A 15,400-nucleotide genomic window follows, 5' to 3' on the forward strand; every position below is an offset into this window, starting at 1 on the left:
AAAGATTCAATAACCTTTCTCCATATGAGAAATTAAAAACTAAAAAAAGTAAATCAATATATATAAATCAAATTTAAAGAAAATCGACAGTGAAAAACCTGAAACTAAAAATAGAAAATTTCGAGATTGTGATAAAAAAGGTTAATTTTGGAGCTGTCCAATTATACGAAAAATGACCTTTACAAAAACCACCGAACAATCCTCAAAATACCAACATTTAGAAAAAATGTCGGTTCAGGAATTACTTTCTAATATCAATCAGGAAGACAAAACTGTTCCGCTTGCTGTAGAAAATGCATTGCCACAAATAGAAATTTTAGTGACTGAAATAGTTGCCAAAATGAAATTAGGCGGTCGCTTATTCTACATTGGTGCAGGAACTTCGGGTCGTATTGGGGTCCTTGACGCTTCGGAATGTCCGCCAACCTTTGGCGTTCCTTTCGATTTAGTAATTGGGATTATTGCCGGTGGTGACACCGCCATTCGTAAAGCCGTAGAAAATGCCGAAGACGATGCCACGCAAGCCTGGATTGATTTGAAAGCTTTCGATGTAAATAAAAATGATGTCGTAATTGGAATTGCTGCTTCAGGGACAACACCGTATGTGATTGGGGGATTGCAAGCTTGCAACGAAAATAATATAACTACTGCCAGTATTTCTTGCAATGCAGGAAGTCCGCTTTCCCAAACCGCAAAATTCCCAATCGAAGTAATTGTAGGACCTGAATTTGTAACGGGAAGTTCCCGTATGAAAGCTGGAACAGCACAGAAATTAGTTCTGAATATGATTTCAACAACCACGATGATTCAACTGGGAAAAGTAAAAGGCAATAAAATGGTCGACATGCAATTGAGTAACAGCAAACTGGTCGATCGAGGTGTAAAAATGATTATGGGAGAAATTCCTGTTTCCTACGAACAAGCTTCCGAATTATTAAAAAATCACGGAAGCGTTAGAAAAGCAGTTAATAATTACATGGGGCAGTAAACCGCTTCTATTTAATTTTACAAAAAACCTTAACCTTAAACAATTATATGAAATCAAAAATCCTACTCTTTGCTTTTTTACTGTTTTCTGCACTATCATTTTCTCAACAACTTACTTTGAAATCAAGCGGGAGAATATATGATTTCAACAACCAAAAACTTTCGAACACCGCTGTAAAAGAATTACTTGCTTCGCAACCCCAACTTCTTGAACAATACCAACAAGGCAGAACGAAAGCTGCAGTAGGCGGATTCCTTTTGGGATTTGGAATAGGCATTTTAGGGTCTGATTTGGTTACAGGATTAACACAAGATAAAACCTATCCTACAACATTAACATACATTGGGTTGGCATCTACACTTATATCTATTCCAGTAATAATTGGTCATTCAAAAAAAATAAAGAAGGCAATTGGTGGATACAATGAATCTCTGTTAATCAATAAAACTAGTTTTAATTTCGAAAAAATTAATGTTATTACCAATCAAAACGGAATTGGTATGCGAATCTCTTTTTAAATCAATGGCAACTAACAAAGAACTACTATCCAAAGGAATCAGATATTTAGCGGGAGCTTTGCCCCTACTATTTATAGGTCCATCATTGATTTATAATGCGTTTATGAATCAACAAAATGCGTGGCATTATTTGGTTTTAGCAATCGGAATCATTGCTTGCCTTGCTGCCATGTTTCTGATGTATTTAGGATTAAAAACAATTATGAAAAGCTTATTTAACGACTAATGGAAGATTTGATTCACATTCAAAAAACATTTGAAAAAATTATTTATATCGGCAAGAAAATAAGTTATAGAGAATTTGAGGATTGTATTTTCAAGAATTGTGATTTCTCCAATAGTGATTTTTCAAATAACACTTTTATGGATTGCGAGTTCATCGATTGTAATTTGGCCATGACTAATTTAGCAGGAACAAGCTTGAAAACGGTTAGTTTTAAAAATTGTAAATTGCTGGGAATCCATTTTAACACTTGTACTGATTTCTTATTTAGCGTTTATTTTCAGGATTGTGTTTTGGATTATTCCTCTTTTGCCAATAAAAAGATGCCAAAGACAAAATTCAATTCCTGTTCTATGAAAGAAGTTAATTTTACAGGTGCGACTCTTTCGAATTCGGTACTTGAAAATTGTAATTTAGACAATGCTGTTTTCAATGAAACCCAACTCAAGGAAGTCGATTTTACAACCGCATACAACTATAAAATTGATCCCGAATTCAATCCCATGAAAAAAGCCAAGTTTTCGACAGAAGGAATTCCGGGACTTTTAGACAAATATGATATTAAAATCCTCTAATCATGGAAATCAATAATCAATATCTCGAAAGTGTAAAAAAGCAATTTCTCTATTATAAAACTTTGGGAGAAAAAGCTATTGACCAACTAGAACCAGAGCAACTTTTTTTCGCTGTAAATGACGATACAAATAGCATTGCCACTATTGTAAAACATCTTGCAGGAAATATGCGTTCCAGATGGACTGATTTTCTGACTACAGATGGCGAAAAAGAATGGCGCAATCGAGATGCGGAATTCGAAAATGATTTGCAGTCAAAAGAAGAAGTTTTAGCACTTTGGAACAAAGCCTGGGAATGTTTGTTTACTGCTTTAAACGGATTTCAACCCGAGCAACTTTCTCAGATTATATATATTAGAAATGAAGGACATTCTGTTATAGAAGCCATCAACAGACAACTGGCCCATTATCCGTATCATGTTGGACAAATTGTATTTTATGCGAAACAACTGAAAAAAAGCGATTGGGAAAGTTTGTCGATTCCAAAAAATAAATCCAACAGTTATAATGCTGATAAATTTTCTCAAGAAAAAAGCCTCAAAAATTTTACTGATGAAGAATTAAAACGATTAAAATAACTATTATAAACTAGCCCTGATAGAAGTGAAAATCCTTTTTTGAGGAACAAAAAAAAGATTGAAACGGATAGCAGGAAATAGCTCCAAAAAAAAATGAAAAAAATAATACTTCTCCTCCCACTATTTCTACTATTATCATGTTATAATGTGGAGCGCAACTGCGCCGCATTTAAAACTGGGAAATTCAAATTTGAATACAAAGTAAATGGCATCAAAAAAACAACTTTTTTTGAACGTAATGACAGTATCGAAATCGAAACTTTTGACGGTAAAACAGATACTGCTTCGATACGATGGGTAAATGATTGCGAATATATTTTGCGCAAAATACATCCTAAAAATAAAGCAGAAGAAAAAGCAATCGATATGAAAATTTTGACAACCTCAAAAAATTCTTATACCTTTGAATTTGGAATGGTCGGTTTAGACACAAAACAAAAAGGTATTGTTACCAAGATTTCAGATTAAACTTTTCAGATTCATAATTCATAACTTAATAAAATGGAAGTATTTTTAAATCCCGATGCGTGGGTCGCCTTGTTAACATTAACGTTTCTAGAGATCGTATTGGGAATCGACAATATTATTTTTATATCGATTGCCACCGGAAAATTACCAATTGAGCAACGAAAAAAAGCAACCAAAGTTGGAATGTTCCTTGCCATGTTTATGAGAATTGGACTTTTATTTGGTATTAATCTTTTAATTCAAATGAAGGAACCTTGGTTTCACATCGATTTCAGTTGGTTTTCGGCTGGAGTTACAGGCCAGAGTCTTATTTTACTTGGTGGAGGATTATTCTTAATTTACAAGAGTACGAATGAAATTAGGGAGAAAGTCGACGAGAAAGGACATGAAGAAAAAGAATTAGGTAAGGTAGCAACAAAATCATTTCAAAATGTCTTACTACAAATTATTATGATTGATTTAGTTTTCTCTTTTGACAGTATTCTTACAGCGGTAGGAATGACAAACGGAGTCGAAGGTGCTATTTACATAATGATAACTGCAGTGGTTATTTCGGTATTGATAATGATGCAATTTGCTGTACCTGTCGGGAATTTTGTAAATAAACATCCATCTATTCAAATATTGGGTTTATCGTTTTTGATATTAATTGGATTCATGTTACTTACAGAAAGTGCTCATTTATCTGATGCCTTGATCTTTGGAAACCACGTTACACCGGTACCAAAAGGATATTTATATTTTGCCATTTCATTCTCTCTTTTAGTCGAAGTGCTGAATATGAAAATGACAAAAAAGAAAAAGTAAGAAAAAAAAAACTTCCGCAATTGCGGAAGTTTTTTTTTATTCTAAAGTTAACGTTATCTGCCCATCATCTTCCAGTTGGATATCCGCATCATCAGCGTCAGTTTCTCCTTTCACTTCCAATTCTTCAGCAATAATCTCCTCTGGGATTTCGTAAGGCAAGGATTCCAAAAGATTCACTTGCTTCAATTTATCCGTTGTCAATTGATTCCCAAGTGCCTTAAATCCTTTTAAAGCGATAAAAGACTTGATATCTACAGTCATGTTTTCTTTTTGAACGCCTTTGACTTTTGCGAAAACCAATTCAGCCACAGGGCGATAATCTGTTGATACAATTTCTAGCCTTGAGTTTGAATGCTCAGTAATAAAACTTTCCTCTTTATTTTCAATTTCAACCAAGAAACGCTTTATATAATAGCGCTCTTTATCACCGTCATAATAAATTGCCGAAATCGGTTTTTTAGGAACCCATTTCTCTAAAACTACCATATCTTCATCAAAATGGGTGGATAATTCGGGTGTAATCACTTTTATTTTTCCGGATTGCGACACGACCAGAATTTTATCGCTAGGCCTGAATTCACCTAACAAATCCCCTCTTCCGTCTACGTTTAATCGTTGAACGGTGTCATCAAACCATACTTTTCTAGGCAATAAAGTCGATATACCTTTTTCTTTTAACTCTATTTTTTTTATTGGATATTTAGTTACCAAATTTCCTTTGGAAGCTCGGCCTTTAATGGCTAAACTGGCAAAATCAATATCGAATTTCAGCTTTTTGACACTTCCTACCTGACGTAACATAATCGTGATTACTTCTGCTTCCCCATTTGGATTACAAGAGAAATACAACACTTGTGAACCTGCAGTTTCATTGGTTAAATCATACGCTTTGTCACGCGTCACGCCCGAAACATTGAAACGTTTTATATAGGAAGGACCGGATTTTCCGTCACGGTAAATCATGTTATAAATCGTTCGCTTATCACTTTTGTCAAAAATAGCAATATGAATAATGTCTTTACCCACAAAGGTTTTGGCATCTACTTTTGTAATCATCATTTTACCGTCACGAAGAAACACGATTACATCATCAATATCAGAACAATCCGTAACATACTCGTCTTTTTTCAAACTTGTACCAACGAAACCTTCTTCTTTATTTACGTATAATTTAGTATTTCTTAAAACTACTTTCGTTGCTTCGATATCATCAAAAATACGAAGCTCCGTTAGACGTTCCCGCCCTTTTCCATACTTCTCTTTTAATCTAGTGAAATAGGCGATCGCAAAATCAATCAGATTTTCTAAATTGTGTTTTACTTGTTCAATATCCCCTTCCAACGATTCAATTTTATCTTGTGCTTTGTTACTGTCAAACTTGGAAATACGCATGATTCGAATATCCAATAAACGCAGAATATCCTCTTCGGTAACAGCACGTTTTAAGTGTTTCGTATGTGGTTTCAAACCATCATCTACCGCTTTGAGTACGCCTTCTCTCGTCGTTTGTTCTTCAATGTCACGATAAATTTTATTTTCGATAAAAATACGTTCCAACGAAAGAAAATGCCATTGCTCCTCCAATTCGCTCAACTGAATTTCCAGTTCGCTTTTTAACAATTGAACCGTTCTGTTCGTTGAAATTTTCAACATCGCAGAAACCCCAATAAACAGCGGTTTATTGTCTTCAATCACACAACCCAATGGCGCTACCGAAGTTTCGCAAGCTGTGAAAGCAAACAATGCATCAATCGTTTTGTCTGGAGAAACACCCGGAAAAAGGTGAATTAATATCTCAACCTCCGCAGCAGTATTGTCCTCAATTTTTTTGATTTTGATTTTCCCTTTATCATTCGCTTTCAGAATACTGTCAATCAAAGTCGTAGTATTTGTAGAAAACGGAATTTGGGTAATCACCAATGTATTTTTATCTAACTGACCAATTTTTGCACGCACACGCACACGCCCACCGCGCAATCCATCATTATAATTAGACACATCAGCAATACCCTGTGTCAAAAAATCAGGATATAAGGTAAATGGTTTTCCTTTTAGGATTTTAATGGATGAATCAATCAGTTCATTAAAATTATGTGGTAACACTTTTGTTGAAAGTCCAACGGCAATCCCTTCAGCACCAGAAGCTAATAATAATGGGAATTTTACAGGTAGGTTATTCGGCTCTGCACGACGACCATCGTAAGAAACGCCCCAATCGGTAATCTTTGGAGAATATAAAACCTCTAAAGCAAATTTTGACAGACGCGCTTCAATGTAACGAGAAGCCGCGGCACCATCACCCGTTAGAATATTTCCCCAGTTTCCCTGACAGTCAATCAGTAATTCTTTCTGGCCAATTTGCACCATAGCGTCACCAATACTCTGATCTCCGTGAGGATGATACTGCATAGTGTGCCCAACAACATTGGCTACTTTGTTATAACGACCGTCATCTAATTCCTTTAAAGAGTGCATAATTCTGCGCTGAACAGGTTTGAAACCGTCCTCAATTGCAGGAACTGCGCGCTCCAGAATTACATAGGAAGCATAATCCAGAAACCAATCTTTATACATTCCCGTAACTTTGGTAATAGTATCGTTTTCGTCTTCTTGATTATCGTAAAAATGCTGTCCTTGGGATTGTTTACCTTCGTTTATATCTTCGGGAATTATGTTTTCTTCTTCTTCGTCCATTTATTTTGTTTAAAACTTATAGTTGAATGTTTTTTGAATAACAAAAACCTCAACCCTATTTGAAGTTCTTTTGATAAAAAATTTTGCCTACTCGGTTAATGTGGTCTTTTAAACTTTCGGAATTTAATTGATTATAAATTGAAATATCAAATAAATAAGGGATATAACTCTCCTCTATTTCGTCTTTAATTTTCATCAAATCTTTTCTTTCAATATCTCCTATTAAAGTCAAATCAATATCCGAGCCTTCTCTAAAATTACCTTTTGCTCTTGAACCAAAAATAATTACTTTTTCAATATTTTCATATTTATCGAAAATATTGTTCAATTCATTGATTGTATTTTGAGTTATTCCAAACATTTATACAGCTAACATTGTTACTTTAAAATTTTCAAATTCTTCAATATAATCATCAAAAATTATTTTTATTATTCTTAGCATTTCATCTTCATCATAAGTATGGGACATTAAATTCCGTGATTTTATCATATCCATCCATACTTCACCACTTTTAATTATCTTAACATTAAAAGCTAATCGAACGGCATTTTTACTCCCGTAAATTTCATCATATCCTTGATATTCTAGAAAATCCTTCATCACTTTCCACGAAAGTTCCTGCGTAACTTCGAATGCCTGAATAACACCTTGATTTTCCAATATAGTTAACTCTCTTGTTTTATATATTTCAAAAGCGTTTTTTAATTGTTCGTAAGCTCCTGTAAAATGTTGAAACCTCTGTTTCCAACGAATATCTTGGTTTTCCATATCTGTTTTTTAAAGTTTAATTGTTAAACCTTCTCGATCACATCTAATTCCACCTTCAAATTCTTGATGATAAATTCTTGTCTGTCTGGTGTATTTTTACCCATATAGAAAGACAATAATTGTTCAATAGAAGTATTTTTATCCATCATAATCGGATCTAAACGAATGGTTTCTCCAATGAAATTTTTGAACTCATCCGGAGAAATTTCTCCCAATCCTTTAAATCGGGTGATTTCCGGTTTTGGTTTTAGTTTTTCTATTGCTGCTTTACGCTCTTCATCAGAGTAGCAATATATTGTTTCTTTCTTATTTCGAACCCTGAAAAGGGGTGTTTGCAAAATATATAAATGTCCTTCTTTTATCAATTCAGGAAAAAACTGAAGAAAAAAGGTAATCAATAATAATCGAATGTGCATTCCATCGACATCGGCATCGGTTGCAATTACGATATTGTTGTAGCGCAATTTTTCTAATCCATCTTCAATATCCAATGCAGCCTGCAACAAATTGAATTCTTCATTTTCATAAACAATTTTCTTGCTCATTCCATACGAATTCAAAGGCTTTCCACGCAAACTAAAAACAGCTTGCGTATTTACGTCACGTGATTTGGTAATGGATCCAGAAGCAGAATCTCCCTCGGTAATAAAAAGCGTGCTCTCCAAACTTTTAGGATTTTTAGTGTCCGGAAGATGGGCACGACAATCTCTTAATTTCTTGTTGTGCAGATTCGCTTTTTTGGCGCGATCTGTCGCTAATTTTCGAATACCGGATAATTCTTTACGCTCTCTTTCGGCTTGAAGAATTTTACGCAATAATGCTTCAGCAGTTGGAGGATTCTTGTGTAAATAATTATCTAATTTCGTTTTCACAAAATCATTTACAAAAGTACGCACTGATGGCATACCTGGATCAGAGCCCATATCGGTTGAACCTAATTTGGTCTTAGTTTGCGACTCAAAAACCGGTTCCATTACTTTGATGCTGATCGCGGTAACAATCGATTTTCTAACATCTGAAGCTTCGAAACTTTTATTATAAAACTCCCGAATGGTTTTTACAATCGCTTCACGGTATGCTGCTAAATGAGTACCCCCTTGAGTTGTATTTTGTCCGTTTACGAAGGAATGGTATTCTTCGCTGTATTGTGTTTTACTGTGGGTCAAGGCAATTTCGATATCATCGCCTTTCAAATGAATGATTGGATATTCCAAATCATCGGCGTGAATGGTTTCTTCCAATAAATCTTTAAGACCATTTTCAGAAAAATATTTTTCGCCATTAAATAAAATAGTCAAACCATTGTTTAAGTAACAATAATTTTTGAGCATTTTGATTACATACTCATATCTGAATTTATAATTTTTGAAAATCGCTTCGTCAGGAGTAAAAATTACTTTAGTTCCTTTGCGTTTAGTCGTTTCAATAATATCCTCTTCGAGAACTAAGTTTCCTGCCGAAAATTCAGCCGCCTTTTGCTTCTCATCCCGAACGGATTCTACACGGAAATAATTAGACAAAGCATTTACCGCTTTTGTCCCTACTCCATTTAAACCAACGGATTTCTTAAATGCCAAGGAATCGTATTTTCCACCCGTATTCATTTTTGAAACCACATCAATGACCTTTCCCAATGGAATTCCACGACCGTAATCTCTCACAGTAACTGTTTTATCCTTAATAGTTACCTCGATAGTTTTTCCGGCACCCATGACAAATTCATCGATACAGTTGTCGAGGACTTCTTTTAAAAGGATATAAATACCATCATCCGGCGAAGAACCATCTCCCAATTTCCCGATATACATTCCGGGACGCATGCGAATATGTTCTTTCCAGTCGAGTGACCGAATATTATCTTCGGTATATTGATTTTGATCGGACATTGTAAATTTTGTGGATTTGGTGCTAATGTAGTGTAATTCGATAAAATTTAAAATAGTAAACCTTCAAAGTTATCAAGAATGATATTGACATTCCTAAATTGAAAGATTTAAAGATTGAAAATTAAACGATTGAAAAATTGTTAATAATTTCTTTCAAGTAATTATCTAATTCCGGATTTGAAATTTTTCCATTTTCAACATCAAAATTAGCATCAAAACTAGGTAGCGAAAAAGTTGCTTTTATATTCCCGCCGTAAAAAGGAAAAGCATTTTTAGCGATTCCTAAAACACTTGCTCCTCCTCTTGCTCCAGGTGAAGTTGCCATAAGTAGCATTGGTTTTTCCTGAAATACTTTTGCTGTAATTCTGGAGCACCAATCAAAAACATTCTTGAACGCTGCTGAATAATTACCATTATTTTCCGCCATTGAAACTACTAAAATATCTGCTGTGGCAATTTTAGCTAGGAATGCTTTTGCCAATTCATGCTGACCAATTTCTTTTTCAACATCAACGCTAAACAAAGGCATTTGAAAATCGTTTAAATCCAAAACCTCTACTTCTGCATTTTCAAATAAATTGGCAGCATAAATAGCTAATTTTTTGTTGATGGAGTTTACACTGGGGCTTGCGCCAAAGGCTATAATTTTCATAATCATTAGTTTTTCTTAAAAGTAGTAAAAATAAAATAGCAACAAAATAATTAGCCACTGATTCACAGATTACGAAAACTAATACGAAAAAAAGGAAATTTCATTTTCCCCAGATCGATTTTACCCCAGATTGAAATGGAAAGCATTTTTCAGATCAATCTCATTTTTTCTTGATGAAAAAGAGCGACCAAAGGAAGCTCCTTTTTTGTCTTAGAAAAAAGAGATTGATGGGAAAATCTTGTCGTGGAAAGCTGGAAGTAGGTACAAAAAAAGTCGAAAGCTATTACTAACTTTCGACTTTATGACTTTATAACTTTTTTTTTAGACGTTAAATCTAAAATGCATCACATCACCATCTTTAACTACATATTCTTTTCCTTCTACCTTGAATTTTCCTGCTTCTTTACATTTTGCTTCTGAACCGTAATGAACGAAATCTTCGTAAGCAATAACTTCAGCGCGGATGAATCCTTTTTCGAAATCAGTATGAATTACTCCTGCAGCTTGCGGCGCAGTTGCTCCAATATTGATGGTCCAAGCACGAACTTCTTTAACTCCTGCAGTAAAATACGTTTGTTGTTTCAATAATTTGTAAGCTGCACGTATCAATACAGAAGCTCCTGGCTCAGTCAATCCCATATCTTCCAGAAAAACCTGACGTTCTTCGTAGCTTTCTAATTCCGTAATATCAGCTTCAGCTCCTACCGAAAGAATAATAACTTCAGCATCTTCGTCTTTGACCAATTCACGAACCTGATCAACATATTTATTTCCGCTAACGGCTGAATTTTCATCAACATTACAAACATATAACACTGGTTTTGCCGTAATCAACTGGAAACCTTCCATCAAAACCTCTTCGTCATTGTTTTGAGGAACAACTATTCTAGCCGATTTTGCCTGAAGTAACGTTTCTCTAATTCGATCTAAAAGTGCTTTCTCTGTTTGTGCTTCTTTATTTCCTGTTTTGGCCGCACGATTTACTTTTTCTAAACGTTTTTCAACATTTTCTAAATCTTTCAGCTGCAACTCGATATCAATGGTTTCTTTGTCACGAATTGGGTTTACATTTCCATCAACGTGGACAATATTATCATTGTCAAAACAACGCAAAACGTGAATAATTGCATTGCATTCTCTGATATTTCCCAGAAACTGATTTCCCAGCCCTTCCCCTTTGCTTGCTCCTTTAACTAAACCTGCAATATCTACAATATCTACGGTTGCCATTTGCACACGTTCCGGTTTAACCAATTCCTCCAATTTTTCGATTCTGGCGTCTGGCACATTAACTACACCTATATTAGGTTCGATTGTACAAAAAGGAAAGTTAGCACTTTGCGCCTTTGCATTTGATAAACAATTGAATAATGTTGATTTTCCAACATTTGGTAATCCTACAATTCCTGCTTTCATGATATTTTTGTTTCAAATAACAGTCGCCTGTTAAAAGTTTTAGTGTTTACTTTAAAAGTTTGCAAATATAAGATTTAATAAATACCGTAAAACCAAAATCAACAGATTAATCCATTTTTAATAACTTTTGCATAAAAAAAACACCGTGTTTGCTAATGTTTTGTTAAAAAAAATTATATTGCACCCGATTTCAAACCAAACAAAAACCAAAAAACAACTTACTATGAAAAAAATTGCATTATTATTATTTCTATTAAACGTCACGTTTCTTTTTGCACAAAAAGATATCTCGGGCGTTGTAAAGGATAATAGCGGCTCAGCGCTGCCAGGCGTTAACATTATCGAAAAGGGAACAAACAACGGTGTCTCAACAGATATCGATGGCGCATACAAAATTAAGGTTAAAGACGGAGCCACTTTGGTATTCAGTTATGTTGGTTTTTCTAAATTGGAAAAACAAGCAACAAGCACAAGAATTGATGTTGTCTTATCTGAAGAAGGCGGACAAGCCTTAGATGAAATTGTGGTTACAGGAACAAGAACTGCTCCTCGAAGTAACACTACAACTGCGCTGCCTATTGATGTAATATCCGCTAAGGATTTAGCTTCAACTGGACAAGCTTCCTTTGATAAAGCATTGCAATATAAAATACCATCGTTTAATACGGTTCAAACGCCAGTAAATGATGCAACTTCATTGCTTGATCCATATGAAATTAGAAACTTAGGACCAAGTAGAACGCTTATTCTTATCAATGGTAAACGTAAAAACATGAGCTCATTGCTTTACACACAAACCTCTCCGGGACGTGGTGAAACAGGAGCTGATATATCGGCGATACCTCAAGACGCTATCGAAAGAGTAGAGATTCTTCGCGATGGTGCATCTGCTCAATATGGATCTGATGCAATTGCTGGGGTAATGAATATTATTTTGAAGAAAAGCACTAATGGAGGTTCTGCAACACTAAGGACAGGTATCACTGGAAAAGGTGATGGAGAAATGATCGGTATAAGCATCAACAATGGCTCTACAGTAGGAGACAAAGGTTTTGTGAATTATACTGTAGATTTTTCTAAAGTTCAATTAGCGAACAGACCAGGTATTTTAAGCGCACAAGACGAATCTGATTATTGGGGTGTGCCACTGGCTACAACTCAAGCATTTCTGGCTAAAAAACCAGACGGAGGAAACGTTAATGGTTCTCCAGAAACAGCAGCCGCTAAATTTGAAGTTAACGGTGGAAGCGACTTAAGTGAAAATTCAAAAATTTATTATAATGCGGCTTACGTTTACAAAAAAGTAAATTCATTCGCAAATTACAGAGCTCCTTATTGGAGAACTGTTGAGTCTATGCCATATCTTGCAAGCTTATATGGAAACGGAACTCCTGCTTCTTATGTAGGTTATGTTCCAACTTTTATTGGAGACCTGAATGACTACAATGCAACTTTGGGTTACAAGAATGTGACAAATGGCTGGAATACGGATGCCAGTGTTACTATTGGTGGTAACAAACAAATTTATACGGTTACAAATTCTCAAAACAGATCATACACCGACACTAACGGAAATGGGAAACAAGATGATTTCATTACAGAACCTTTTATTTACGCTCGAGATCCAAAAGTTTATACTGGGCAAACTACATTCCGTCCTGGTGGAACATCATTCAACCACCTTGTTGGAAATATCGATATTTCAAAAGTTTTAACAGACAAAGTAAGTATTGGTTTTGGAACTGAGTTTAGAACTGAAAATTTTGAAGTTATTGCCGGCGACAAACAATCTTATGATGGTATGGGAGCAGATTCTTTTCAAGGAAATGACCCTGCTAACTCAGGAAAATTTAACCGTTACAACCTAGGTGCTTACTTAGATATCGCAGTTGATTTTACGGAAGACTTCCTTGTAAACGGTACTGTTCGTCATGAAGATTATAGCGATTTTGGAGCTGCAAATGTTTGGAAATTAAGTTCTAGATACAAATTTGCTGATGACAAATTTACTTTGAGAGGTTCGCTTTCTACTGGATTTAGAGCGCCATCTTTACACCAAATTTATACTGAAAAATCACAATCAACTTTTTCTGGAGGTGCAATTGCAGTTACGGGAATCATAAGCAATGTGTCGACAGCTGCTAGATCTCTTGGAGTGCCTAAACTTACTGCTGAAAAATCAAACAATTTAACTTTAGGATTTGGATTTAAACCTACAAAAAATTTCAACTTTACTCTAGATTATTATAACATTAAAGTAAAAGACAGAATTGTATTAGGAAACTTAGTAAACGGGCAAGCTTATTTCGTTAATGCAATCGATTCAAGAACTGCCGGACTTGACTTTGTTGCTGGATATAGAAATATCATGTTGGGAACTGGAAAATTAGCGCTTAACTTATCTGGAAACTACACTCTAGTGAACGAAAGAGTTGGATCTGTAAAAAACCCTGCAAGTGTAACGGCACTTCCTGGAAACCAAACTGTCTTCAATGCTACACAAGATGCATTAATGTTTACCTCTAGACCAAAATTCAAATATATTTTTGGAGGAGATTATGAAATTGGTAAATTTAATTTCTCTTTGAATAATACTGTTTTTGGACCAACAAAATTCAAAAATGCTGATTATTCAGATCCAGGATTGTCGACAGAATTTGAAACAAAAATGGTTACTGATTTAGGTATTAATTTTAATGCAACAAAAAGCTTATCTTTAGCTTTAAACGTTAATAACATTTTTAATGTAATCCCAAAATACAAAATAACATCTGACGGTTCTGCATCTGCAAATGCAATTGTAAATAACCCTGCATTGCTTCACGCTCAAGATATGAACATCACTTTTGACGGTCGTTACAACACAATGAGTTATGATGGATTTCATTTTAGTCAATTAGGAACTATGTTTAATTTATCTTTGAACTATAAATTCTAATTCATTTATTGAATAATTTGAAAAAGGGCTGTCAGATGACAGCCTTTTTTTATATCCTATTTTTACTTAATTTTATAGTATATCTAAAAATCATGACAAATCTATATGACGGAAAAATGGCAGCAATTTTTGATGCAATGTATCAAACCTTCATCGATTATGATGAGGAATATAATTTCTATAATACTTTAATCCAAGAAAATAAAGGAAAAACCATTCTGGAAATAGGTAGTGGAACAGGTAATCTGGCTAAAAGGTTCCAAGAAAATCTGCAAGAATATATAGGATTAGATTATAGCGAAAGTATGATTGCCATTGCCAAAGAAAGAAATAAAAACTGCATTTTTATTCACGGCGACATGCGGGATTTTCAACTTGAAAAACCCGTGGATTCGATACTAATTACAGGTCGTTCTACCAGTTATATGATTACAAATGACGATATAAACAATACTTTTGAATCCATTTATAAAAATCTAACAAGCAACGGAATTCTTATTTTTGATTTTATCGATGCCAATCGATTTATCCCTTATATTAAAGAGAATCCTGGTATTATTCATCAGGCAAAATATGAAGGAATCAATTACCACAGAAAAAGCAACTGGAAAACAACTTCAGCAGAAAATTTCATGTTAGAGTGGACTGCCCAATATTATACCGTTAAGGATGACGAACAAGAAATAATAGCAGATGACTTCTCTACTGTTCGTGTATTTACTTTAAATGAAATGCAATTGTATCTATATTTAAACGGTTTCGAAATAATTAAAACTATTGATCGAAAAACATATGCGTACGACACCTACGTTATTGTGGCCTGCAAAAAATAGTGAAGATCCTGAATTTGCGCTCAGATTTCTTTGTGTGTGAATATTGTAAATTTTC

The 15,400-nt window shown here is 34.6% G+C and carries 15 protein-coding genes; 9 read left to right on the forward strand and 6 right to left on the reverse strand.

What is annotated here, in order from left to right:
- The first annotated feature begins 172 nt into the window (after positions 1-172).
- The 7 genes from murQ (at position 173) to ACFX5F_RS08030 (ending at position 4,157) form a co-directional block, all read left to right on the forward strand.
- Positions 173-988 (forward strand): N-acetylmuramic acid 6-phosphate etherase, encoded by an 816-nt coding sequence (murQ, locus tag ACFX5F_RS08000; protein WP_379851545.1) that lies wholly within the window; start codon positions 173-175, stop codon positions 986-988.
- A 47-nt stretch (positions 989-1,035) separates the two neighbouring features.
- Positions 1,036-1,506 carry a hypothetical protein gene (locus tag ACFX5F_RS08005; RefSeq protein ID WP_379851546.1) on the forward strand — a complete coding sequence of 157 codons (471 nt, stop codon included), beginning with the start codon at positions 1,036-1,038 and terminating at the stop codon, positions 1,504-1,506.
- Between the two features lie 4 nt (positions 1,507-1,510).
- Positions 1,511-1,732: a DUF6095 family protein gene (locus tag ACFX5F_RS08010; RefSeq protein ID WP_379851547.1), complete on the forward strand. Its 222-nt coding sequence runs from the start codon at positions 1,511-1,513 to the stop codon at positions 1,730-1,732.
- Positions 1,732-2,304: a pentapeptide repeat-containing protein gene (locus ACFX5F_RS08015; protein WP_379851548.1), complete on the forward strand. Its 573-nt coding sequence runs from the start codon at positions 1,732-1,734 to the stop codon at positions 2,302-2,304. The genes ACFX5F_RS08010 and ACFX5F_RS08015 overlap by 1 nt, the downstream gene beginning before the upstream one ends.
- Before the next feature lie 2 nt (positions 2,305-2,306).
- Positions 2,307-2,882: a DUF1572 domain-containing protein gene (locus tag ACFX5F_RS08020; protein WP_379851549.1), complete on the forward strand. Its 576-nt coding sequence runs from the start codon at positions 2,307-2,309 to the stop codon at positions 2,880-2,882.
- Between the two features lie 93 nt (positions 2,883-2,975).
- Positions 2,976-3,350 carry a DNA topoisomerase IV gene (locus tag ACFX5F_RS08025; RefSeq protein ID WP_379851550.1) on the forward strand — a complete coding sequence of 125 codons (375 nt, stop codon included), beginning with the start codon at positions 2,976-2,978 and terminating at the stop codon, positions 3,348-3,350.
- A gap of 33 nt (positions 3,351-3,383) precedes the next feature.
- Positions 3,384-4,157 (forward strand): TerC family protein, encoded by a 774-nt coding sequence (locus ACFX5F_RS08030; RefSeq protein WP_379851551.1) that lies wholly within the window; start codon positions 3,384-3,386, stop codon positions 4,155-4,157.
- 36 nt (positions 4,158-4,193) lie between these two features.
- Here the strand turns inward: ACFX5F_RS08030 and ACFX5F_RS08035 are convergent, their stop codons facing one another.
- The 6 genes from ACFX5F_RS08035 to ychF all read right to left on the reverse strand — a co-directional run bounded on the left by ACFX5F_RS08035 (position 4,194) and on the right by ychF (position 11,574).
- Entirely contained in the window at positions 4,194-6,851 is a 2,658-nt protein-coding gene (locus ACFX5F_RS08035) for a DNA gyrase/topoisomerase IV subunit A (RefSeq protein WP_379851552.1), read from the reverse strand.
- A gap of 55 nt (positions 6,852-6,906) precedes the next feature.
- Complete coding sequence (locus ACFX5F_RS08040; protein ID WP_379851553.1) at positions 6,907-7,212, reverse strand: nucleotidyltransferase domain-containing protein; 306 nt, start codon at positions 7,210-7,212, stop codon at positions 6,907-6,909.
- Entirely contained in the window at positions 7,213-7,620 is a 408-nt protein-coding gene (locus ACFX5F_RS08045) for a nucleotidyltransferase substrate binding protein (protein ID WP_379851554.1), read from the reverse strand.
- Between the two features lie 23 nt (positions 7,621-7,643).
- The gene (locus tag ACFX5F_RS08050) at positions 7,644-9,506 is read right to left on the reverse strand and encodes a DNA topoisomerase IV subunit B (RefSeq protein WP_379851555.1); all 1,863 of its coding nucleotides are present in this window, start codon (positions 9,504-9,506) and stop codon (positions 7,644-7,646) included.
- A gap of 121 nt (positions 9,507-9,627) precedes the next feature.
- Entirely contained in the window at positions 9,628-10,158 is a 531-nt protein-coding gene (locus ACFX5F_RS08055; protein ID WP_379851556.1) for an NADPH-dependent FMN reductase, read from the reverse strand.
- 321 nt (positions 10,159-10,479) lie between these two features.
- Positions 10,480-11,574 carry a redox-regulated ATPase YchF gene (gene ychF / locus ACFX5F_RS08060; protein WP_379851557.1) on the reverse strand — a complete coding sequence of 365 codons (1,095 nt, stop codon included), beginning with the start codon at positions 11,572-11,574 and terminating at the stop codon, positions 10,480-10,482.
- A gap of 223 nt (positions 11,575-11,797) precedes the next feature.
- Here ychF and ACFX5F_RS08065 point away from each other — a divergent pair, with 223 nt between their 5' ends.
- Both ACFX5F_RS08065 and ACFX5F_RS08070 read left to right on the forward strand, forming a co-directional pair.
- Positions 11,798-14,512 carry a TonB-dependent receptor gene (locus tag ACFX5F_RS08065; protein WP_379851558.1) on the forward strand — a complete coding sequence of 905 codons (2,715 nt, stop codon included), beginning with the start codon at positions 11,798-11,800 and terminating at the stop codon, positions 14,510-14,512.
- Positions 14,513-14,604: 92 nt separating this feature from the next.
- On the forward strand, positions 14,605-15,345 hold the full coding sequence (locus ACFX5F_RS08070) for a class I SAM-dependent DNA methyltransferase (protein WP_379851559.1): 741 nt from the start codon (positions 14,605-14,607) through the stop codon (positions 15,343-15,345).
- The last annotated feature ends 55 nt before the right edge of the window (positions 15,346-15,400 follow it).

Source organism: Flavobacterium zhoui (assembly GCF_042787235.1).
GTDB lineage: Bacteria > Bacteroidota > Bacteroidia > Flavobacteriales > Flavobacteriaceae > Flavobacterium > Flavobacterium zhoui.